Origin of the sequence: Terriglobus sp. YAF25 (assembly GCF_052113305.1) — a bacterium.
Lineage (GTDB): Bacteria > Acidobacteriota > Terriglobia > Terriglobales > Acidobacteriaceae > Terriglobus.
Map to the genome: position 1 here is coordinate 1 of NZ_JBFRCY010000002.1, position 21,579 is coordinate 21,579.

The 21,579-nt window shown below is 60.0% G+C and carries 20 protein-coding genes; all 20 read right to left on the reverse strand.

Annotation, left to right across the window (positions count from 1 at the left end; all coding sequences use genetic code 11):
* The coding region (locus tag AB4043_RS00110) for a hypothetical protein (protein ID WP_442306286.1) at window positions 1–328 on the reverse strand (328 nt) is incomplete at its 3' end.
* A 483-nt stretch (window positions 329–811) separates the two neighbouring features.
* Complete coding sequence (locus tag AB4043_RS00115) at window positions 812–1,264, reverse strand: carboxymuconolactone decarboxylase family protein (RefSeq protein ID WP_442300161.1); 453 nt, start codon at window positions 1,262–1,264, stop codon at window positions 812–814.
* Between the two features lie 85 nt (window positions 1,265–1,349).
* Complete coding sequence (gene infB, locus AB4043_RS00120; RefSeq protein ID WP_442300162.1) at window positions 1,350–4,535, reverse strand: translation initiation factor IF-2; 3,186 nt, start codon at window positions 4,533–4,535, stop codon at window positions 1,350–1,352.
* A gap of 126 nt (window positions 4,536–4,661) precedes the next feature.
* Complete coding sequence (nusA, locus tag AB4043_RS00125) at window positions 4,662–6,263, reverse strand: transcription termination factor NusA (RefSeq protein ID WP_442300163.1); 1,602 nt, start codon at window positions 6,261–6,263, stop codon at window positions 4,662–4,664.
* 83 nt (window positions 6,264–6,346) lie between these two features.
* A complete protein-coding gene (gene rimP / locus AB4043_RS00130; protein WP_442300164.1) occupies window positions 6,347–6,928 on the reverse strand; it encodes a ribosome maturation factor RimP in 582 nt (193 codons plus the stop codon).
* Between the two features lie 186 nt (window positions 6,929–7,114).
* Window positions 7,115–8,146, reverse strand: a complete 1,032-nt coding sequence (locus AB4043_RS00135) for a hypothetical protein (RefSeq protein ID WP_442300165.1) — start codon at window positions 8,144–8,146, stop codon at window positions 7,115–7,117.
* Between the two features lie 5 nt (window positions 8,147–8,151).
* Complete coding sequence (glyS, locus tag AB4043_RS00140; protein WP_442306287.1) at window positions 8,152–10,239, reverse strand: glycine--tRNA ligase subunit beta; 2,088 nt, start codon at window positions 10,237–10,239, stop codon at window positions 8,152–8,154.
* 17 nt (window positions 10,240–10,256) lie between these two features.
* Complete coding sequence (locus tag AB4043_RS00145; RefSeq protein WP_442300167.1) at window positions 10,257–11,222, reverse strand: glycine--tRNA ligase subunit alpha; 966 nt, start codon at window positions 11,220–11,222, stop codon at window positions 10,257–10,259.
* Between the two features lie 100 nt (window positions 11,223–11,322).
* The gene (locus AB4043_RS00150; RefSeq protein WP_442300168.1) at window positions 11,323–11,955 is read right to left on the reverse strand and encodes a ferritin-like domain-containing protein; all 633 of its coding nucleotides are present in this window, start codon (window positions 11,953–11,955) and stop codon (window positions 11,323–11,325) included.
* 176 nt (window positions 11,956–12,131) lie between these two features.
* Window positions 12,132–13,436: a DUF4382 domain-containing protein gene (locus AB4043_RS00155; RefSeq protein WP_442306288.1), complete on the reverse strand. Its 1,305-nt coding sequence runs from the start codon at window positions 13,434–13,436 to the stop codon at window positions 12,132–12,134.
* A gap of 368 nt (window positions 13,437–13,804) precedes the next feature.
* Complete coding sequence (gene recO, locus AB4043_RS00160; protein WP_442300170.1) at window positions 13,805–14,545, reverse strand: DNA repair protein RecO; 741 nt, start codon at window positions 14,543–14,545, stop codon at window positions 13,805–13,807.
* 128 nt (window positions 14,546–14,673) lie between these two features.
* Window positions 14,674–14,934 (reverse strand): 4Fe-4S dicluster domain-containing protein, encoded by a 261-nt coding sequence (locus tag AB4043_RS00165; protein WP_442300171.1) that lies wholly within the window; start codon window positions 14,932–14,934, stop codon window positions 14,674–14,676.
* A 306-nt stretch (window positions 14,935–15,240) separates the two neighbouring features.
* Window positions 15,241–16,110, reverse strand: coding sequence for an inositol monophosphatase family protein (locus AB4043_RS00170; protein ID WP_442306289.1), 870 nt, complete (start codon window positions 16,108–16,110; stop codon window positions 15,241–15,243).
* Window positions 16,110–16,400, reverse strand: coding sequence for an RNA chaperone Hfq (locus AB4043_RS00175; RefSeq protein WP_442300173.1), 291 nt, complete (start codon window positions 16,398–16,400; stop codon window positions 16,110–16,112). The genes AB4043_RS00170 and AB4043_RS00175 overlap by 1 nt, the downstream gene beginning before the upstream one ends.
* Window positions 16,401–16,446: 46 nt before the next feature.
* Window positions 16,447–17,373, reverse strand: coding sequence for a VWA domain-containing protein (locus AB4043_RS00180; protein WP_442300174.1), 927 nt, complete (start codon window positions 17,371–17,373; stop codon window positions 16,447–16,449).
* Window positions 17,370–17,807, reverse strand: a complete 438-nt coding sequence (locus AB4043_RS00185) for a molybdenum cofactor biosynthesis protein MoaE (RefSeq protein ID WP_442300175.1) — start codon at window positions 17,805–17,807, stop codon at window positions 17,370–17,372. The genes AB4043_RS00180 and AB4043_RS00185 overlap by 4 nt, the downstream gene beginning before the upstream one ends.
* A gap of 38 nt (window positions 17,808–17,845) precedes the next feature.
* The gene (locus tag AB4043_RS00190; protein ID WP_442306290.1) at window positions 17,846–18,109 is read right to left on the reverse strand and encodes a MoaD/ThiS family protein; all 264 of its coding nucleotides are present in this window, start codon (window positions 18,107–18,109) and stop codon (window positions 17,846–17,848) included.
* A gap of 52 nt (window positions 18,110–18,161) precedes the next feature.
* Window positions 18,162–18,695 carry a DUF4199 domain-containing protein gene (locus AB4043_RS00195; RefSeq protein ID WP_442300177.1) on the reverse strand — a complete coding sequence of 178 codons (534 nt, stop codon included), beginning with the start codon at window positions 18,693–18,695 and terminating at the stop codon, window positions 18,162–18,164.
* A gap of 123 nt (window positions 18,696–18,818) precedes the next feature.
* On the reverse strand, window positions 18,819–19,265 hold the full coding sequence (locus AB4043_RS00200; RefSeq protein ID WP_442300178.1) for a response regulator transcription factor: 447 nt from the start codon (window positions 19,263–19,265) through the stop codon (window positions 18,819–18,821).
* A 76-nt stretch (window positions 19,266–19,341) separates the two neighbouring features.
* Window positions 19,342–21,579, reverse strand: a 2,238-nt coding sequence (lon, locus tag AB4043_RS00205; protein ID WP_442306291.1) for an endopeptidase La, incomplete at its 5' end; no start/stop codon positions are given.

Here is a 21,579-nt window from a genome sequence, read left to right on the forward strand (position 1 = left end):
TGGTGAAGCCTGAGATGATCTCCGCCAGTCCAAGTGCAGCACCCACGCCAAACAGACCGCCGCCGGCCCATCGCCGGAACCGTGCCGAAATCTCACTGCGATTAGCCCTGGCTCCAGCTGCCTCAAAGAGTGGAGCACCTACCATACCGCGGCGGTCATACACGCGCGCAATCATCGTGGGATACTGCACCACCGCCTCGCGTGCAAAACGCTCCGCGCCGGCCATACCAGCAGCGACAACACAGAAGGGCGCATCCGGCACCGGCTCTCCCTCGATTGCCTCCGGTCGGTCGCCGGTGAACAACACAGCGAACTCGCCTTCGGCCATGCGCTCATTCCAGCTTGATGGGCGATGAGAAGGGTCGTACAGAGGCACAATCCGAAGGGAGTTCACTAGAGAAGTATAGTGATCGGGCTCCTATTGACCGTTCAGCTTTCTGCCCAAGAGCCGCTTCTTTGAAGTTGTCATCGCTGAACGTTCGGGGTCCCCGGCGAACTTGTTCGCTGGGGTGATTAGTGAAGGACCTGCTTTTCAACGCTTCGGATGGCAACAGCTCTTATGACTAGAGCATTTCTCCTGTTGCTGGGTATGCCGCGAGGAACGTGCAGCGGTGTTTTCATTGAGGAAAACGCCCATAGATGCATCAGCCCCGCACTACACCTACAGGAGAAATGCTCTAGCGTAGATCGAAATAGTCTGTTTCACTGCCGAACTATAGAGCGGGCCTTCAGCCCTTCCCCAGATTGTGGGGACGGAAACCTGGGGCGTTGCCCCAGGCTGGTATAGAACGCGCCTTCAGCGCTTTGATCCCTAGCCAACAAGAAATTCCTTATCCACTGGTATCTGCATCGCATTCGCCAGATTGTTCGTCTCGGCTGCCATACCGACGACCGCTAGAAACTCGGCGTACTGCTCATCGGAAAGCCCCTTTGTACGTGCGGCCGCGGTATGTGAGTGGATACAGTACGTGCAACTGTTCCCCGTCGAGACAGCAATATAGATCAGTTCCTTCGTAAGCGGATCGAGAGTTCCAGGCTCGATCATCACCTCCTTGACGCTCGCCCAGGTCCGCTGCAGCAGTGCGGGCTGATTCGCGAGAGCACGCCAGAAATTGTTCACGAAGTCCGTCTTGCGAACAGCGCGAATGTCGTCAAAGACGGCTTTCAGTTCCGGCACCTTGTTGATCTCTTCATCTGTCCATATCTTTACAGTGGCCACGCGGAGTTCCTCCATCCAGGAGTCATGGATCGGCTCCTGTCTCATTCTCCCACCTCGAAGGAAGGGCATCGGACGAAACAAAAGGCAGGCCCGAAGGCCTGCCTTTCTGTGTTTCTATGCAGCTTGGGTTCTACGCGTGCGTTGCTGCTGCCTTGGCTGCGGCTTCCCGCAGTTCGGCGGTATTGGCTCCGAGTTCGGCGGCGATCTTCTCGGTGGTGTAAGCCTCGATCATGTCGCCGGCCTTGATGTCCTTGAAGTTGACATCGATACCGCACTCGTAGCCTTCGCGAACATCGCTGACATCGTCCTTGAAGCGCTTGAGGTTGGTGAGCTTACCCTTCCACACCTCCTCGCCGTCGCGCTTGACGCGAACCTGCGAGTTGCGGTGGATGACGCCGTCGCGCACCGTGCAACCGGCAATCTGACCCACCTTCGAGATCTTGAAGACACTGAGCACTTCGGCGCGGCCCTCGTACTGCTCCCGGTAGACCGGTTCCAGCAGACCGTACATCGCCTTGGTGATCTCGTCCTGCAGCTCGTAGATGATGGAGTGCATACGAATCTGGACGTTTTCCTGCTCGGCCAGTTCCGCGGCCTTGCGCTCCGGACGAACGTTGAAGCCGATGATGATCGCGTTGGACGCGGTCGCCAGCAGAACGTCGCTCTCGGTGATGGAACCCACGCCCGAGTGCAGCACCTTCACGCGCACCTTCTCGGTGGACATGCGCTGCAGCGAGTCGGCCAGAACCTCGACCGAACCCTGCACGTCGCCCTTGAGGATGATGTTCAGGTCCTTCACGCCAGCCTGCTTGATCTGCTCCGCCAGGCCTTCCAGAGACACGCGGCTCGACTTGGCAAGCTGTGCCTCGCGCTCCTTCATCTTGCGGTACTGCGCAATGCCCTTGGCCTTGTCGCGATCCGCCATCACCAGGAAGGTATCGCCTGCATCCGGAATACCTTCCAGACCCAGGATCTCCACGGGTGTCGATGGTCCAGCCTCGGTGATCGAGCGACCGCGATCGTCGAACATGGCGCGCACCTTACCGAAGGTGTTGCCGACGATGTAGCTGTCGTTGACGCGCAGCGTTCCGTTCTGCACCAGGATCGAGGCCACGGCGCCACGGCCGCGGTCGAGCTTGGCTTCGATAACGGTACCGACCGCCGGACGCTCCGGAGTCGCCTTCTGCTCGTTCGTGTCGGCGACCAGGCAGATCATCTCTTCCAGGCCGTCGAGGTTGATGCGCTTCTTCGCCGATACCTGAACGAACGGCGTATCGCCGCCCCAGCTATCCGGCTGCAGGCCGCGGTCAGCAAGCTGCTGCATCACGCGATCCGGGTTCGCTTCGGGCTTATCGATCTTGTTCACCGCCACGATAATCGGCACCTTCGCCGCACGTGCGTGATCGATGGCTTCCAGCGTCTGCGGCATCACTCCATCGTCAGCCGCGACGACGACGACAACGATATCCGTCACCTTGGCGCCGCGGGCACGCATGCGGGTAAAGGCCTCGTGACCCGGTGTATCCAGGAAGACGATCTCGCGCCCAAAGGCGGGCGAGCCTTCCTTGGTGACATGGACCTTGTAAGCACCGATGTGCTGGGTAATGCCACCGGCTTCGCCGCTGGCGACGTCAGTCTCACGCAGCGCATCGAGAAGGCTGGTCTTGCCGTGGTCGACGTGACCCATGACGGTGACCACCGGCGGACGAACGATCTCCACCATGCCGGAGGTATCTTCCAGCAGACCCTCAATGGCCTCGTTCTCCAGCTGTTCTTCCACCGAGATGATGCTGACGTCCGCGCCGAACTGACGCGACACGTCCTTCACCAGATCGTTGTCGAGCGACTGGTTTACGGTGACAAAAACGCCCTTCATCAACAGAGAGGCGATCAGGTCCTTACCGCGAACTTCCAGCTTCTCGGCCAGGTCCTTAACGCTGATGCCCTCGGTCACGGTGAGGTTCTTCGTGATCGGCACCGGCTCGCGCGCAACCGGCATACCGCCGAAGCGTGGAGCGTTGAAGCCCTTCATCGGGCCTTCTTTGCTCTTCTCGTACTGCTGACCGCGGCGGTTTCCACCGGGGCGCTGGCCGCCAGGACGGTTGCTAGGCGCTGCTACGTCACCCGGAGGCGGCAGCATACCCGGTGCACCACCAGGACGTTGTCCGCCACCGAAGCCAGGACGCTGGCCAAAGCCAGGACGGCCACCGCCCGGTCCACCGGTCGGATGCGTGCGCGTCGGATGCATGGGACGGCGTTCGCCGGGACGCATTGGAGGACGGCCACCGCCGCCGCCCGGACCACCCGGACCGCTCGGACCGCCGCCACCTGGTCCCGAAGGACGCGGGCGCTCAAAGATGGGCCGGCCACGCTGTATGCCGAGATTCGCCGCTCCGACAGGAGCGGTATACGTCGGTCGAGGTCCAGTCTGCGGCATAATCACGCGGCGCGCCGGTGCTGCTGGAGCCGCGGGCGCTGCCGCAGCCGGAGCAGGAGTGGAAGCCGGAGTCTCTGGCGCCACCGGAGCAGCTGCCATCGGCTCTGCCGGTGCCGCATGAGCGGCCGTGACTGCAGGAGCAGCAGCCGCGGGACCCGCCGGAGTTGCAGCAGGCCTGGCCGCCACACCACCGCCCGCCGGAGGCACTCCGGCGATGGGGGGACGCGGAGCCGCGACTACCGGACCAGCCGGAGGACGGCCGGCGATGGCAGGAGCAGGGGGCGTCGCCTTAGGAGCGATGATCTGGGGGCCGCGGCGCTCCATCTGCGGCATGATACGCCTAGGAGCCGCTGGTTGTTGTGAAAAAGATGTTGCAGCCGGTGCTCTCGGGGCAGTAGGGGCAGCCGGAGCTGCAGGAGCGGCCGGGGTAGACGCCGCCGGTGCTACAGCCGGGGGCGTTGCCACCGGAGGAGCGACTGACGGACGGGTTACCACTACGCCGGGGCGCGGCGGCGTAGCAACAGCCGGACGCTGTGGCGGCGCAGCGACGGCCGGGCGTTGCGGCGGCGGCGGGGCCGCAGGCGGGCGCGAATGCGCCTGCTGCTCAGCCTGTTTGCGCTCCAGAATCGCCTTCAGCGCATCGCCAGGCTTCGAGATCCTCGAAAGATCGATTTTGGGTTCACTGGCGGCCGCAGAGCGCGCCCCACTCGACGGCGCACCGCCGCGGAGGTATGTGCGCACACGAGCCGCTTCATCTTCTTCCAGCGAGCTTGAATGCGTCTTCTTCTCGGTCACACCCACTGCGGTCAAAGCGTCGAGAATCGACTTGCTCTTGACCTCCAGTTCGCGCGCCAAATCATTGATTCGAACTTTACTCATCCGTCCCCTATTCACTACCCCTTGCAGACTCAGCCGTTCATACGCAGCCTCAACCCTTCGGGATGTTTAAAACCGTCAACACTTAATCTTACCGCCGTTCGGCGCATGCCGAACGGCGTCCACAGCCTAACCACGGTCGCGGCCATCTTCGTCGCGCTCGTTGTCAATCGTCTCGTTCGCGATATCCTCCGACTCCGCAACCAGCGAATCCACGCTGTCGTTGTCGAGCTCAATCTGTTCTTCCCGGGCATCTGCATCCGAGTAGGCGTCCGTTCCCGAGCCTGCCTCTTCGGCATCCTGAAGCTCCTCGGTYGACTCGTCGGCCTCTTCCGCCATCAGCCCTTTTCCTTCGTTCTCTGCCGCTAAAATCTCTTCCGGTGTCCTGGTCACTGAAGATTCCTCCTGGGGGACTTCAGATGCTGCCTGCACCAGGACAGGACGCTCCTCACCTTCGGCATACTGACCGAAATAATGGCGAACAGCGACCGAGATCTTCTCCACGGTCTTCTCGCCGATACCCGGAACCTCTTCCAACTGCTCCGGAGTCATGTCGGCCAGCGATTCCACCGTCGTAATTCCGGCAGCAATCAACTTCTCCAGGATCGTCTCGCCCAGCTCGGTGACCTGTTCGATCGGGGTCGACGGTCCGCCGGAGAGCGCCTGCATGGCCTGCTCGACCTCCTGGCGCTTCTCTTCCTCGCTCTTGATATCGATCTTCCAGCCCAGCAGCTTCGCCGCCAGACGGACATTCTGGCCCTTCTTGCCGATGGCCAGCGACAACTGCGTGTCGTCAACGATCACTTCGAGCTGCTTCTCGGTCAGGTCCGTAATGGAGACACGAGAGACCTTGGCGGGTTGCAATGCTTTCTCCGCAAAGGTCGTGATCTCATCGGAGAACTCGATGATGTCGATCTTCTCGCCCCGCAGCTCGCGGATGATCGACTGTACGCGCATACCCTTCATACCGACGCAGGCGCCGACCGGATCCACATCCTTATCACGTGACTGCACGGCGATCTTCGTACGTTCGCCRGCCTCACGGGCAATGGCCTTGATCATCACCGTGTTGTCGTAGATCTCCGGAACCTCAGCCTGGAACAGGCTCTGCACCAGCGCCGGAGCGGCACGGCTGACGATTACCTGCGGCCCCTTGGCGGCGCGGTCCACACGCAGCAGAACCACGCGCACGCGCTCACCCACAGCAAACTGCTCCAGCCGGCTCTGCTCACGCTTCGGCATGCGGGCTTCGGCCTTGCCGATATCGAAGATCACATCCATCGGCTCCAGGCGCTTTACCATCGCCGTGATGATCTCGCCGATGCGATGGTTGTACTCATTGAAAACCGTATCGCGCTCTGCCTCGCGTACCTTCTGAAAGATGACCTGTTTGGCCATCTGCGCGGCAATGCGGCCCAGCGGGCTGGTGTCCTTGTAGAAACGCAGTTCACCGCCGGCTTCGACCTCAGGCGCAAGCTCACGGGCCTGCTCCAGCGTGAGCTGGTTCAGCTCATCCTCAAGCTGATCAGGGCCTTCCACCACAGTCTTGTACACATAGGCCCGAATCTCGCCCGTCTCCCGATCCAACTCGGAGCGCATATTCTCCTGCGTGCGGTAGTACTTGCGTGTCGCCAACGCAATTGCGTCTTCCACGGCGGCCACCACAATCTCCGCATCGATACCTTTTTCGCGGCTCAGAATCTGAATCGACTCGTACAGTGCACTTGCCATCTCTGCTTACCTCAACTTCCTCAATCTCATTCACTGCTTGCGCCAGACACTGCTTGCCCCAGACACTACTTTCCTCAGACAAGCTAAATCTCTGCCACCAGTTGCGCCTTTTCTACGTTCGAGAGCGCTATCTCCACTATGTCCAACCCGGCGGAGGCTTTCTTCGCCTTCCCCTTCTGCTTCACGGCCGACAGGTCAAGCTTCACGACACCATCCGCGAAACTCATCCGTCCGGTCCAATGCCGGTTGTTATTGACCGGCTCGAAGGTCTGCACCTTCACCAGGCCGCCGGCAAACCGTTCATAATCCGCTGCACCCCGCAGCTTACGCTCCAGGCCCGGCGATGACACCTCCATCGTGTACTCCGCACCGGGAATCAAATCTTCCACATCCAGAAGCGTTCCAAAGTCCCTTGCAAAGACTTCGCAATCCTCATGTGTGATGCCCGAGAGAGCTTCCACGGGTACACCGCTGGGCAGGTCTTCCAGTTCTCCTGCTTTGGCCGCAGCCACCAGCTTTGCCCGCCCCTCGCCGTCCCTTTCCAGATACACGGCGAGCGCCCGGTGCTTGCCCGCTCCCTGGAAGGTGATATCCACCACCTCCAGATGATGCGATGCCGCCACCTTTTCCGCCGTAGCCCGAATCTGGTCCATCTGTAATGCCATTGCCAAACCTCTTTGCACCGTGGGAGGGCGGTTTTCAGAGCAAATAAAAAGTGGGCTCATCGCCCACTCATCTCTCTCGCCAACGGCCGGCCATATTCACGGTCCCGCGCGAGATCAACGCGTCGCTATCGATTATGGTACGCCCCCCACCCCTAAAACTCAAATATTTGGGCCTGGCATCCGGATTTATCTGATATGGAAGGTCGTCACCGAGATCTTCCCGGCGGCGATCTGGGCCTTTTTCCAGCCGCTTTTATCGTTCAGTGCCACCCAGCGGCGCTCCTCCGCCCGGTAGTGCCAGTCCTTTTCGAGCTGGAAGAAGATCTGCAGCCCGTTGGCTTCCATGATGTTCGAGATGGAGTTGTCATGGGCATTGCGGGCGTCGTAGTCAACATAGGCGTTCTGCCCCATCTCCGCATACACCGCATTCAGTTCGAAGAGCAGATGGTTCACGCTGTCTTCCATCGACTCCGCGTGCAGGCCGATGCGCTGGGCCTCCCGCAGCGTAATGGGATAGCTGTGCGAGGGATAGCCGGAGTTCAGCACATTGCTGATCTTCTTTGCCTTCTGTGCGTCCTTCAGGTGGTACGACAGAATCTCCAGGCAGAGCTTCGTCGAAAGAGCACTCGACCGGTCCACGGCGCCAATCACCAACGGATGAACGTACTGAAACAGGGCTCCGTATGGATTGCTCTTTTCGCCCCTCGCCTGCCGCCGCCACAGGTTGATCACCCGCTGAAGTTCGTCCTGGCTCACGCTGACGCGGTCGTTATCGCGGTCGATCGGAGACAGGTCATGCGTCAGCGAAGTATCCACGGCGGAGAGATGGGCCAATGGACCCATCAGGATGTTGTCCGCGCCCAGTGCCAGCATGGTGGCGGCGCTTTGGCATTCAAAAGGAGCTAATACGGTTAGTTTCTTGACGTACTGCCGGAGCAGATTCACCATCCGCAACGAGGCCTGACCGTTGCCGCCATCGCTCTTGATAAACAAACAGAGCCGGTCCACCTTGCCGACGCTCTGCAACAGACCATACAGGCCGGAGACGTCGTTGTGGCAGATCGACCCCTTATTGGAGTTCCAGTAGGTGATGACCGGCTGGTCGAGCGCTACCTCCAACTGCTTGAGAATCACCTGCGTCTTCTCCAGCAGCATGGGAGGCTTGATCGCCTTTGGCTTCGCCTCCTGCGGGTTGGTCGCTTCCCTTTTCCTGGCCATTTTATTTATCCCGCCGTTACGATCTCCGAGAAGTCAGCGATACGTGAGAAGTCTTGCAGGACGCGGTTCAGCAGCCCCAGGCGGGCAGCACGCAGACGTTCTTCCGGAGCCATCACCATCACCTTGTCGAAGAAAGCGTCCACGTGCGGACGCAGTGTCGCGATGGTCTGTAACGCCTCGACGTACTGCTTTTCGCGGCGCTGGCCTTCCACCCAGGCAGCCAGACGACCGCTCTGCTCAGCCAGCGTACGCTCGGCCGGTTCGACCAGGAAGTCCGGAGTCCAGGCGGCGTTCTCGCCCTTCTCGCGAGCCTGCGTCAGGATGTTCTTCATGCGCTTGAAGGCCGCTGAGATTGCCGCGAAGTCATCCGAGCCACGAACCTCCGTCACCGCTTGCGCACGCGCCACAGCATCAGGCACATCGTCGGCGCCTGCAGCCTGAACCGCCTTCACGACGTCGTAGGCATAGCCCTTCACGTCCTTCAGGTAGAACTCGACGCGCTCCGTAAAAAACTGTTCCACCTTGGTCGCCGTTGCCGAATGCTCCGATCCCAGTCCGGCGATCTCGCTCAACAGCAGCGGAAGCTTCGCCTCAGCCAGCATCTTCACAATGCCATTGGCGGCGCGGCGCAGACCGAAGGGATCTTTCGATCCGGTGGGCTCCAGCCCAAGACCGAACATGCCGCCGATGGTGTCGGCCTTATCGGAGATGGAGAGCAGCAGACCTTCTACCGTGCGCGGCACGGCATCTTCCATCGATGCAGGCAGATACTGGTCATAGACCGCCAGCGCGACGGTCTCGCTCAGCCCCTGAGCGCGGGCATACAGGCCGCCGACGACGCCCTGCAGTTCCGTAAACTCCTTCACCAGCTCGCAGGTCAGGTCGGTCTTGGCGATGGTTGCCGCCTGATCCAGAGCCGCAGCATCGGCATCGGTCTTCCGTTCCCCGCACAGACGCGCCAGCTCCGCGGCAACCTTACGCACCCGTTCCGCCTTGGCGAAGTAGCTGCCGAGGTCCTTCTGGAAGGTGACGTGCTTCAGATTCTCCATGCGGTTGGCCAGCGTCGTCTTCTGGTCGAACTCCCAGAAGAATCGCGCATCGTTGAACCGTGCGGACAGCACGCGCTCATTGCCAGTGCGAATGATCTCCAGACCTTCGGCATCGGGTTCAATGTTCAGCACCGTCAGGAAGTGCGCCGCCAGCTTGCCGCCTGCATCCTCGACGGCGAAGTACTTCTGGTGGTCGCGCATCACGGTCACCAGCACTTCTTCCGGAAGCTCCAGGTACCCGGTCTCAAAACTACCCAGCACCACATACGGCCATTCGGTCAGGTGTGTGACGGTCTCAACCAGTTCAAGATCCTCGCGCCAGCGGGCGCCGGAAACCGTACGCGTTACCGCATCCAGAGCCTTGCGAATCTTCTGCCGACGCACAGCGACATCAGCAAGCACAAACGCCTTCTCCAAGGCTGCGAGATATTCCGAGGGCCGGGCAATCGTGATGGCATCAGCTCCGAACAGAATGCGATGACCACGGGTCGTATTACCGGCAGAGACACCGGCGAACTCGACTGGTACGACGACAGCGCCCAGCAGCGCGATCATCCACTTCACCGGACGGACAAAACGCTCGGGCTTCCCGGCGCGCCAGTACATGTTCTTCGCCCAGTAGATGCCGGCGATCTCCTTCGGCAGCTCGGCGGCGATGACCTCAGCCGCGGCTTTGCCCGGACGTGTCACAGTCGCGCCGAGATATTCGCCTTTGGCATTGGTCACCGTCTTCAGATCGCTGAGACTGACGCCTGCTTTCTTTRCAAAGGCCGCAGCCGCCGGAGTCGGCTCTCCGTCCTTGTATGCCACCTTCAGCGAGGGACCAAGCATCTCCTCCACAGCGTCCGGCTGCTGTGTACGCACACCGGTTACCAACACGGCCAGACGGCGCGGCGTCGAGTAGCTCGTTACGAACGAGCCCTCCTCCAGCAGCCGTTCACGGCCCAGTAGAGTTTCCACACGCGTTGCCAACTCCGCCTGCGCGGACGCGATCATCCGCGCCGGAACCTCTTCCAATCCAATCTCAAATAGAAAATCAGCCATCGTTCTCTCTCGCCGCGTTAAGCGGGAAGCGCCTCTGCCGGCACGGTGAGTTCCTGCTGTTGGGCATACGCCTTTGCCACACCTACGACCAGGGTACGAATGCGAGCCATGACACCGACGCGCTCGGTCACACTGATCGCGCCGCGCGCATCCAGCAGATTGAAGACATGCGAGCACTTCAGCGCCAGCTCATAGGCTCCCAATACGGGGAAACGGCGCTGCGCCTTCAGACTTTCCAGCTCGGGCATGCCCTTAGCGGCGTCCAGCAATGCCAGGCACTCGGCCTCATACGCATTCAGGTGCTCCCACAGCTTGTTCACATCGGCGTAGTCGAAGCTGTAGGTCGAGTACTGCTCTTCCTCGTACAGCCGGATCTCGCCGTAGGTGGTCTGCTTGCCTGTGTCGGGCTCAATCGCCCAGACGATGTCATAGATCGAGTCCACGCCCTGCAGGAACTGCGCGATGCGCTCCAGACCGTATGTAATCTCGCCGCACATCGGCTCCAGATCAAGACCGCCGCACTGCTGGAAGTAAGTGAACTGCGTGATCTCCTGGCCATCGAGCATCATCTGCCAGCCCACGCCCCAGGCGCCGCCCACAGGCCACTCCCAGTTGTCCTCTTCGAACTTCAGATCATGCTTTTTCAGGTCGATTCCGATAGCGCGCAGACTGTCCAGGTAGACCTCCTGCACATCGGCCGGCGGCGGCTTCAGGATCACCTGAAACTGCGTGTGCTTGTACAGGCGGTTCGGATTTTCTCCATAGCGTCCGTCGGCCGGACGGCGCGACGGCTGCGCATAGGCAATGCGCACAGGCTTTGGCCCCAGAACACGCAGAAACGTATCCGGCGACATTGTCCCCGCACCGACTTCCACGTCATATGGCTGCTGCAGCACACACCCACGCTCCGCCCAGAAACTCTGAAGCCGGAACAGGAGCTCTTGAAAGGTGAGCGCCTCTTTCCCATTCGCAACAAACGGCATGCCTCAAGTCTACCCGAGGCGAAATAGGAAACCGGAGAGGGATGAGGGCATGTCATCCAACTCATGCCGTCAGCGCCTCTCTCCGGTTCTCTTTCGGAGATTACGCGGCCCTGGACTTCCCTCGCGAAGGCTTCTTCGGCGCCGTCTTCGATGTATGCTGCGTCTGCTTGCGGGTCATGGACGCCTCACCCGCTTCACCCTCTTCGGAGACCGCCTCGACATCTTCGTCTTCCAGCTCGGCCTCGTCTTCCGATTGGCCTGCGGCTTCGGCGATCAGTTCCTTCGCCTTCTCGGCCAGCTTCTCGTTCGCAGCCTGTTCTTCTTCCAGGGTCTCAGTCAACAGATCGACGATCTCGTCCTCGCCGAGGCCGCGAGCCATTTCGATCACAGAGGTATACCCGGCAATCTCGTAGTGCTCCACGCGTGAAGCAGCACCCGTAATCATCAGGTCGCCAAATGGAGCTTCCTCGCCCTCTTCGATGACCTCTTTACCCTCTGCCAGAAGACCTTCCATGCCCTTGCAGTGCTTGCCGGTCGGCTTCTCACCGAGCTGTTCGAAGATACGCTGCAGGCGCTCCACATGGCCCTTGGTCTCTTCCAGATGCTGGTTAATCGACTCACCCAATTCTTCGTCCTCACACGCCTTGACGATCTTCGGCAGCGCCTTCACGAGCTGACTTTCAGCGCTATAGAGATCCTTCAACTCTTCCACCAGAACTTCTTTCAAGCTCATCGCATTTCTCCTTGAGATCCGTCGCCGGCCAGGCTGGTACTGTCCCGTCAGCGTGCAGGATGAGAGATCGAGGCCCATTTCAGGGTTGCCCCGCGGTCCTGTGGATCAAACAACAATTCAAAAAAAAACGGGCCCGACTCCCCAAGAGATCGGGCCCGGGGTCTACCGCGATTACTCTACTGACACTGAGCAAATGCCAGCGCCGAAGTCACGGAGATGGTTGCCCCTCCGGCTGTCAGGGCATACGCCTGGCTCTTCATCTCAGACGGAGTACAGTTCAGCGTTCCGCCGGAGGAAGGAACAAACGCAATGCCATCGACAACATAGGTGGCATAAGGAGAAGACTGCATCAACGTCGCTGCCGAGGTTGAGTAGGCGCCAATGTAGGCGCCCGCCGCCGGCAGCAGCACCGAGTAGCTGGCGCAGTCAGTGTTATTCGGGCAACTGGATCCGGCTGCCGTGGTCACCGTAGCCGTTGCGGCGTTCTGCTGCGCATTGGGGACCAGCGGAATGGTGTAGGTCGTGGCGGAGATGGTCTCCAGTGCACTCAGTGAGACATCGATTACCGTTCCACTGTTGCTTGCATTCTGGCTGGTTATTTTTCCGGCGAGCGTTGCAGTACTCGTCCCTGCGAGCAGCGGGGCGGATAACGCAATGATGCCGGTACTCTCGCCATTCGAAACACCGGTCACAATCGCAGGCGCATAGACCGTGCCGGTCGATGTAATGCCCACCACCACAACGTCATACATGCCGGTTGGCAGCGGGCAGAAGGTGAAGGTGCCGTCGGCATTTGTCAGGGTGGACATCACGATGCGGTCGACACCGGTCGAGTCTTTCTGCTCCAGGGCAACCAGAACGTTCCCCGGAATCACCTTGCCGGAGACCTTGTCGATCACCGTTCCGTTGATGGAGGTCGCCGTGGCCGTCACTTCACCTGCATGCAGCACCGGCTTCAAGCGGAACTGCCCATTTCCTGTTTGCACAATCGAAGCGCAGGTGTCGAAATCAATGTTCAGATCCTTCGTCTGTCCTGCAGCGATGGTGAAACCTCCCGATGCAAGCTGACCGGAAGGAATCTTGATCCCGGTCTTCGCTTCGCTCGAAAGCTGCAGCGGATAAGCCTTGCTGTCTGCGCTCAGCACTACGCAGTTCGCAGTACCGGCGGCGCTGCACTGATTGTTGGAGAYCGACGCCGAATTGTCCGCGAGAATGACACGAATCTGCTGATACGTACCTGYCTGTAGCTGTTTTGCATCTCCCAGTGTCGCCAGAAAACACTGGTTATTTGCCTGGCCGAGAAGATCGATCTGTCTGGGGGAGGAGGAGAGCGTGGGGGTGAGATCCTGCCAGCTGGAATCGGTAGCCGAAGCCGTAGCGCTGGTGTTGACCTGCACATCAACGATGGTGACGTAGACACGCAGGAAAGGACCGGATGGACCTGCACATGTGGCCGGATCGCTGATGGAGACTGTAGCCATTCCCATTCCGGAAGTAGAACCGGAATTTGATCCACCTCCGCAAGCGATAAGAAATAACGTGACGAGGGATAAAAGTGCCGCACATGCGACATAACAGCCAGACTTCGACATGACGTACTCCAGGGACTTTTTTTGTATGGTGGCTATTGGTCCCTGTGAGATTAGTTGGCGATAGATCGCTGTACGTTGCCAGATCATCTGTTGCGTAATGAAATGCAGAGCGTTCGCTACCGGACAGTACTTTCAATTTCGGCTCAACCAGGGTCAGGCTTCGCTCGCTCCTTACATCATCCAAAGGCTGGAGAAGGAAATGCGATCGACACAATAGCGTCAGTACTGCTACGCAACGCCGTATTAGGAGAATTGCTCTAGAGTCTCGCCAACACCCGCGCACTTCTCATCTGCCGTTCCAAGTGCCGCTCCAGGATCTCCACGGCAAACCGTCGCACCATTGCCAAAGGTCCCGCTTTCCCCCCCGACTCCTTCAATAACTCCGCCAGGGGACGCCGCAGCATTCGCTCGGCAAGCGCTACCGCCTCAGGTGGAAGAGCGACCGAGCCTGGACGCTTATGCAATCCGCAGGTCACGCCGTCGGCTCCGGCGGCAAACCAGACTGGCTGTCCGCGCAGTGCTTCACCGCACACGATGCACACGCCTAGCTCCGGCAGCCAGCCCATCAGCCGTGTCATCCACAGCGTGAAGTAGGTTATCGGCATCCATACCTGCCCAACCTTCACCTCGGCCAGCGTCGCCACGGTCAGACGAAAGACATCATCCTCCACCGCGCGCTCCGGCAGCGCCTCGCCCAGCACCTCAGCCAGAAACTGGAGCGCACTCACACGGGCATAGTCCACCGGCTCGCTCATCGGCGACCAGACGATCTCGAACGAATCCAGCCGTACCAGGTCCTGCTTCGGTTTTTCGGCATAGGTGGCGCGCACATGGGTCATCGGCTCCAGGGCTCCGCCGAAGCGTTTGCGCGATCTCATCGCATGCCGCGCCACGCCCTTCACCACGCCCTGCTCGCGTGTGAAGAGGCTAACCAGCAGATCGGCCTCTTCAAAGGGCCAGGTCCGCAGCACGATCGCCTCTGTCTGGTGTGTGGTCACGCAGGAAAAGTCTTACACAAAGCAAACGCGCAGCCCCTTAGGCTGCGCGCTTGTCTTGGATCCGTGCCGTCCCTCAACAGCAGTGAGAGGGTTATGCGGCAAATCTGCCGTTGCGGCAGATGCTCCGGTTAGCGGCCGAAGTGCGTCTTCGCCTTATCAGCAAAGATGGCGAAGTTCTCGGGCAGGTCGTCGCCGGCATAGATTGCCGACACCGGGCAGACCGGAACGCAGGCGCCGCAATCAATGCACTCCACCGGATCGATGAAGAGCTGCTCAGCCTCAGCGTAGCCAGCCTCATCCTTCTTCGGGTGAATGCAATCCACCGGGCACGCGTCCGTACACGCCGTGTCCTTGGTGCCGATGCAGGGTTCTGCAATTACGTATGCCATCTCTTAACTCATGCCTCCAGATTGTCTCGCGTAAGTTCATCATAACAGCCATCTCGCCCGCGTCAGTACTGGCGAAATGCATTTCTATATCGGACTAAAGAAGTACTAATTCTGGTTGCCTGTGATCCGAATTCCACGGTACATTAACCATCCGCCCCGTAGGGCCATAGCTATGTAAAGAACCGTCCAGAGGGAACTGTCCGACGCTCGGACCTGTATTCCCCTCAGCCGCCAGAGTCCCATAATTCCCATCAGTAGGAGAGCGGTTCCAAGCCAGAACGGCCATCCCCATGAACGCGCAGATATTTACTTTGCCGCCTCGCGCCGCTCCCGGAACTCTGCCGGGGTCGGAATCGGCTCCAAATCGCGCCCGGCGAACATGTCCGTAAACACCGCCTGGATCTCCGCCGAAATGCGGCCGTTCGACGCCAGCACTTCACGGCTGTCGAGTTTGAAAGTTGAGCCGTCAAAGCCGGTTACCGTACCGCCGGCCTCGCGCACCATCAACACGCCGGCTGCCGTATCCCAGGGGTTCAGGTTGAACTCCCAGAAAGCCTCCAGGCGGCCGCACGCCGTATATGCCAGATCAATTGCTGCCGCTCCGGCGCGACGCACACCGTGCGAACGCAAGGTGAGCTGGTGGTAGAAGTGGATATTCGGATTCTCGTGGCGCTTATGGCTGGGGAAGCCGGTTGCGATCAGGCTCTCCTGCAGCAGCTCCGTCTTTGAGACCGAGATGCGGCGACCGTTCAGCCAGGCACCCTCTCCCTTACCGGTGACAAAGCATTCATCACGCAGCGGTTCGTAGAYCACACCTGCAACCAGTTCGCCATCTTCCTCGGGCTTCAACCCAGGGGCGCGCCGCTCTAACCCCATGGAGACGCAGAAGTACGGAAATCCATGAGCAAAGTTCGTTGTCCCGTCCAGCGGGTCGACGTACCAGCGAAACTCCGCCTCCAGAGCCTGTCGCGTACCTTCTTCGCCGTAGATACCGTGGTCTGGGAAGACCTGACGGAGGCGTTCGCCGATCAGCTTCTCGCTGGCGCGGTCGGCAACCGTCACCAGGTCCACATCGCCCTTGTATTCCGCGGCGACGCCAGTCTCGTAGTAGCTCCGGAGCAGCGCCCCGGCCTCCTTGGCGATCTCAGCGGCCTTCTGCGCAACTTCCAGAGACATTACTCCACCACCTCACGCTCACGGTTGCCGCTGCGCGGCTTGGTGCGGCGCTCTTCGGCTATGGTGCGAATCTGCTGCTTGTAGATGAAAAGATTGGGCTTCCCTTCGCGCGTCAGGCGGATCATCGTATCGTCGAAGTACTCAATCCAACCGTTCACGCGCTCCCCGTCACGCAGTTTGACCGTAACGGGCACCTGGCGCTCGCTCAGGCTTTTCAGATACAGCGCCTCCTGCCCGGTCTCTCCCGGCGGGGGCGACTTATGACGACGCTTTCCATTGGAGAACGGCATACCTTACATACTACCTGTCAGTCCGCAGACAGATGCAGGGCTTGTCTCAGCGGTAGTAGCCGGTGCGGTAGCGAAGCTTGTATCGCGAAGCCAGCTCCGACTGGGTCATCTCGACGCGAATGGCCCGCAACCTCTCGCCCCCGGGCTTTCCTGGTGGCGCGTAGTAGCCGATGGCATACTGCGAGCGCAGGTCGTCCGAGACCTTATCCAGGGCCTTCTGCAGATCCTTCGGATCCTCGACATAGTAGTAGCGCCCGCCGGAGTCCTCTGACATCTGCATCAGGGCGTGCTCGCCGCCTACGTTACGGCCGGCGTCTGCACGGATCGGCACAATGATCAAGCAGTACACCATCGCCCCGGCGCGCTGCACCTGCTCCATGGCCTGCGTATAGGTCGCGCCCTTCACCGTATCGCCGCCATCGGTCACCAACACAATGACACGCCTTCTCGTCGCGTCGCGTTTTGCATCTTCCAGGCGTTGCGCCGAGAGATACACCGCGTCGTACAGCGCAGTGGATGGACCGTAGTCGAGATGGTTCAGGCCATGTTCGACCCGTTTCAAGTCATTGGTGAACGGCACCACCTCGCTCACCGCATCGGAGAACTCTTCCACCGCCAGCTCATCCTGCGAGCGCAGCATCGTCCGAGCAAACTGTTTCGCCGCATCCCGGGCAAGCCGGTCGTCGCGCACCATGCTCTCGCTGGTATCCAGCGCGAGAACCATGCTGAGCGGAGTCCCGCTCTCGCGCTCGAAGATGGCGATCTTCTGCGGCATGCCATCCTCCATCACCCGAAACTGATCCTCCTCCAGGCCACCGATCAACGCACCGTGCTCGTCGGTCACGTTCACGGCAACATTCACCAGACGCGTGTTCACGCGTACGACCGGAATATCTCCCGTCCGCTGCTGAACAGGCTCCTGAGCTCCGAGAAGCAGCATCGCACCCAACGATATGGCAGCGGCAACTTTCACCCGCGCACAATCTCCTCGGGGAAAGGCTCCCCGTCGGCCCATACGGCGCCGTCTTCAAACTGCTCTTTCTTCCAGATGGGCACGGTCTTCTTCAAGGTGTCGATCAGCCACCGGCAGGCATCGAAGGCTGCTCCACGATGCGCACTCGCTACTACGATCAGAACGCTGCTCTCGCCAACGTACAGCCGTCCCAGGCGGTGCACCACCGCGATATCGCGCACCCCGAACTTTGCCACCGCCTCTTCGGCGAGGCTGCGCATCTGGTTCAGCGCCATCTCCTCATACGCTTCGTAATCCAGGTACAGAGTCCTGCGGCCGCGTGTATTGTCGCGCACAATCCCGTCAAAGACGCATACGGCGCCATCCGCCCCGGCTTTCAGCGCGGCGGTAATGCTTCCTGCGTCAATCACTTCCCGGACAATGGCAATTTGCATGATTCCTGCATCTTAGACGGTGCATGGCGGCCGGAGGCTTATCTTCTTCCGCGACGTGCATGACTGGGCGCTCCACCGCTTACCGGCGGCAGCAGAGCGATCTCATCCCCATCGTGCAACAGGACCTCGTCACCGGCGTACTCCTGATTCACCGCAATTGCCATCGACTTCCATGCCCTCTCCGGCATTCGTCCATGAAAGACCTTCCGGAGTTCTCCGACACTGCAACCGTTCTCGACCTCTATGTCCTCTGACGGACAGGCGAACAACTCCTTCAGCACTCCAAAATACAAGACCCGCACCCGCATACCCCAAGGGTACGCGAAGGCGGGTCCTTTCCTTACTCCCTGACAACTAGACAGTTTGCGGAACGCGCGGCTTCGGCCTCCGCAGAATCACCGCCGATCCCAAGGTCACCAGCAGAGCGACCGGGAACGGCTCCAGAAATGTCATCGCGGCGTTATAGAGCGGGTTGGCATAGAGCACCTTCATCCTGGCAATGCCATCCATCTGCTTCTGGACTGTTATGGCATCCGCGCCCGAAGCCTTGAGCTTCGTCACCTGGTACGCCGCGTACTTATCCATAAAGTCGGGCATGAAGTTGTAGTACAGAATCTCCCACGCCGCGACATAACAGAGGCAGGAGATAACCGCGATGCCCAGCCCCACCAGGAAAGCACGGCCAAAGGTCACCGTACCGTCGCTGACGTTGTCCCGGTACGACTTCACCCCAAAAAAGATCACCAGTGAAGAGATCACAATGGTCGTATAACCAACCACGTACCCACGGTCGAACCCGATCCGATCGGCAAAAGCCATGGAGACCACCATGAGTGACGCCGAGATGGCGCCTGCGATCAGACCAAATGTAAGAATGACTTTCTTCATCTCTTATTCCCTCAGCAAGGAGTCAAAACACATCCTCACCATCGCCTGTCGTCGTTGCGGTGTCGTCATTCTTTCGGATGATTTTCGGGTTTTCCAGCGAAATCGTACCTTTGGGTGACGCGCCTACGGCAAAATGCCGATCTCTTTCCCCAACTGGACCGCCTGTGTCCTGCGCTCCGCGCCCAGTTTGCCGAAGACCCGGCTGCAATGCGTCTTGACCGTGTTCTCGCTGACAAACAGGCGCTCGGCGATTTCGCGGTTGCTCAGGCCTGCGGCGACCAGTTCCAGGATCTCCATCTCCCGCGGCGTGATGCCAAGCCTGCCCACTCGCTCCTCGTTGCGAATGAAAGGAGTATCGGTGGGAACCAGCACCTCCCGCACCTCCACCTGCCGGGGCCGCGAGGTCAGCTTCAGCCCAAGCCAGATGCCGAAGGCTGAGCAGATCGCCGCAACCAGGGCGCCATAGATTTCGACAGAATGGTCCACGACGAGGAACCGGTACTGGCTCCATTGCAGCAGCGCAATCGCCACGCCGCCCACTACTCCGCAGACCAGAAGATGCCGCATCATCGCCGTGCAGCGATGATACCCAAACGCAAAAAGGGCGGCTTCTTTGGGGAAGCCGCCCTTTGAATCTGCGATGGGATTACGCGGTCAGCGCGCTCTCCTGCGAGACAACAGCCTCGCGCAGAGCCTCATCGATCTGGGCTTCCTTCTGGTTTGAAGGAAGCGCAATCGCGAGGACATCCTCGATGCGCCGCGCGTAGTGGATGGTCATACCGTCGGTCTGGTCCTTGGTCAGGTCCTCGTCGACGTTGGTTTTCACATCCACCGGCAGAATCACATCCTTCACTCCGGCCCGTTTGGCCGCGAGGAACTTTTCCTTGATTCCACCTACCGGCAGCACATTGCCGCTCAGCGTAATTTCACCGGTCATCGCCAGCAGCGGACGGACTGGTTTATCCGTCAACAGGCTCACGATCGCCGTCGCCATCGTTACACCGGCAGAGGGTCCATCCTTCGGGATGGCGCCTGCCGGCACGTGCAGATGGACATCGATATCCTTCAGCACATCCTCATCCAACCCCAGCGACACTGCGTTCGAGCGCACCCAGGTCATTGCCGCCTGCATGCTCTCCTTCATCACGTCGCCGATCTGGCCGGTGATGTGGAAGTGCCCCTTACCCTTCATCTTGTTCGCTTCGATGAAGAGTATGTCACCGCCCACCGGTGTCCAGGCCAGTCCTACCGCCACACCGGCGCGCTTGGTGCGCTCGGCGATTTCGGTATCGACCCTGACCTTGAAGCCGCCCAGGAACTCCTGCACGACCTCCGTTGTCACCACAACCTTCTCCGCACTGCCTTCGGCGATCTTGCGCGCTGTTTTGCGGGCAATGGTACCGACAAGCTGTTCGAGGCGGCGAACACCCGCCTCACGCGTGTAGTGCCGCGCCACAATCGCGACGGACTCGGTAGGAATTTCTAACTGCCCTTCCTCCAGTCCGTTCTCCTTCGCCTGGCGAGGGACCAGGTAGCGCTGTGCAATGTTGACCTTCTCCTCCTCGGTATAACCGGTGAGTTCGATGATCTCCATACGGTCGAGCAAAGGCCCCGGAATCGTATCGAGCTGGTTGGCAGTTGCGATAAACAGGACCTTGCTCAAGTCGAACGGCTGATCGAGATAGTTATCCCGGAACGTGTTGTTTTGTTCCGGATCAAGGGTCTCGAGCAGAGCACTCGCCGGGTCGCCGCGGAAGTCGCGACCAAGCTTATCTATCTCATCGAGCATAAAGACCGGATCCTTTACCTCAACCCGCTTCAAATGCTGAATGATCTGTCCCGGAAGGGCACCGATATACGTCCGGCGATGTCCGCGGATCTCGGCCTCGTCGTGCATGCCGCCGAGCGAGATGCGGGAGAACTTCCGTCCCAGAGCCTTCGCAATCGAGCGCCCAAGCGAGGTCTTACCCACGCCCGGAGGTCCAACGAAGCACAGGATCGGCCCCTTCATATCGGGCTTCAACCGGCGCACCGCCAGGTAATCGAGAATGCGCTCTTTCACCTTCTTCAGACCGTAGTGATCCTCGTTCAGAATCCCCTCGGCCTTCTTGATATCCACCTCTCCACCGGAGGTCTTGGCCCACGGCAGCACCGCCAGCCACTCGACGTAGTTGCGGGTCAAGGAGTAGTCCGCGGCCATCGGGCTCATCCGCTGCAGGCGGCCAAGCTCCTTCAGAGCATCCTTCTTCACCTCTTCCGGCATTCCAGCAGCATCAATCTTCTCTTTCAGCTCCTGGATGTCCTTCTGGGTGTCGTCGGCGTCGCCCAGTTCCTTCTGGATCGCCTTCATCTGCTCGCGCAGATAGTACTCGCGCTGGCTCTGCTGGACGGAGTCCTGCACCTCGCTCTGAATCTTGTTGCGCAGAGCCTGGACCTCGGCCTCTTTCACCAGGTGCTTGTTCAGACGCTCCAGACGCTCAGCGATATCGTTGGTCTCCAGCAGCTCCTGCTTATCCTGCGTTGTGAGGAACGGCAGCGAGCTACCGACAAAGTCGGCCAGACGGCCCGAATCATCGATATTCAGCGCGATGGTCTGCAAGTCGTCCGAAAGCGTCGGGGACGCCTGCACTACCTGCTGAAACTGGCTGACAACATTGCGCTGCATAGCCTCGAGCTCGGACGTCTTCTCCGGCTCCGGCTCCGGCTGGCTTTCCACCTCAGCCATCATGAACGGCTGCAACTGTGTGAAATTGGCCAGACGCACGCGCTCATTGCCTTCCGTAAAGACGAACAGGCTTTGATTCGGCATTTTGACAACTTTGTGGACGGTCGCCAAAGTACCGGTTTCGAACAAATCACTCGGCTGAGGGGTGTCGTTGCGAGC

Bases quoted from the DNA above. Each gene is read 5' to 3' on its own strand.
- AB4043_RS00115 (WP_442300161.1), bottom strand. From the start codon at position 1,264: ATGAGACAGGAGCCGATCCATGACTCCTGGATGGAGGAACTCCGCGTG.
- infB (WP_442300162.1), bottom strand. From the start codon at position 4,535: ATGAGTAAAGTTCGAATCAATGATTTGGCGCGCGAACTGGAGGTCAAG.
- rimP (WP_442300164.1), bottom strand. From the start codon at position 6,928: ATGGCATTACAGATGGACCAGATTCGGGCTACGGCGGAAAAGGTGGCG.
- AB4043_RS00135 (WP_442300165.1), bottom strand. From the start codon at position 8,146: ATGGCCAGGAAAAGGGAAGCGACCAACCCGCAGGAGGCGAAGCCAAAG.
- AB4043_RS00145 (WP_442300167.1), bottom strand. From the start codon at position 11,222: ATGCCGTTTGTTGCGAATGGGAAAGAGGCGCTCACCTTTCAAGAGCTC.
- AB4043_RS00150 (WP_442300168.1), bottom strand. From the start codon at position 11,955: ATGAGCTTGAAAGAAGTTCTGGTGGAAGAGTTGAAGGATCTCTATAGC.
- AB4043_RS00165 (WP_442300171.1), bottom strand. From the start codon at position 14,934: ATGGCATACGTAATTGCAGAACCCTGCATCGGCACCAAGGACACGGCG.
- AB4043_RS00175 (WP_442300173.1), bottom strand. From the start codon at position 16,400: ATGCCGTTCTCCAATGGAAAGCGTCGTCATAAGTCGCCCCCGCCGGGA.
- AB4043_RS00185 (WP_442300175.1), bottom strand. From the start codon at position 17,807: ATGCAAATTGCCATTGTCCGGGAAGTGATTGACGCAGGAAGCATTACC.
- AB4043_RS00195 (WP_442300177.1), bottom strand. From the start codon at position 18,695: ATGAAGAAAGTCATTCTTACATTTGGTCTGATCGCAGGCGCCATCTCG.
- AB4043_RS00200 (WP_442300178.1), bottom strand. From the start codon at position 19,265: ATGATGCGGCATCTTCTGGTCTGCGGAGTAGTGGGCGGCGTGGCGATT.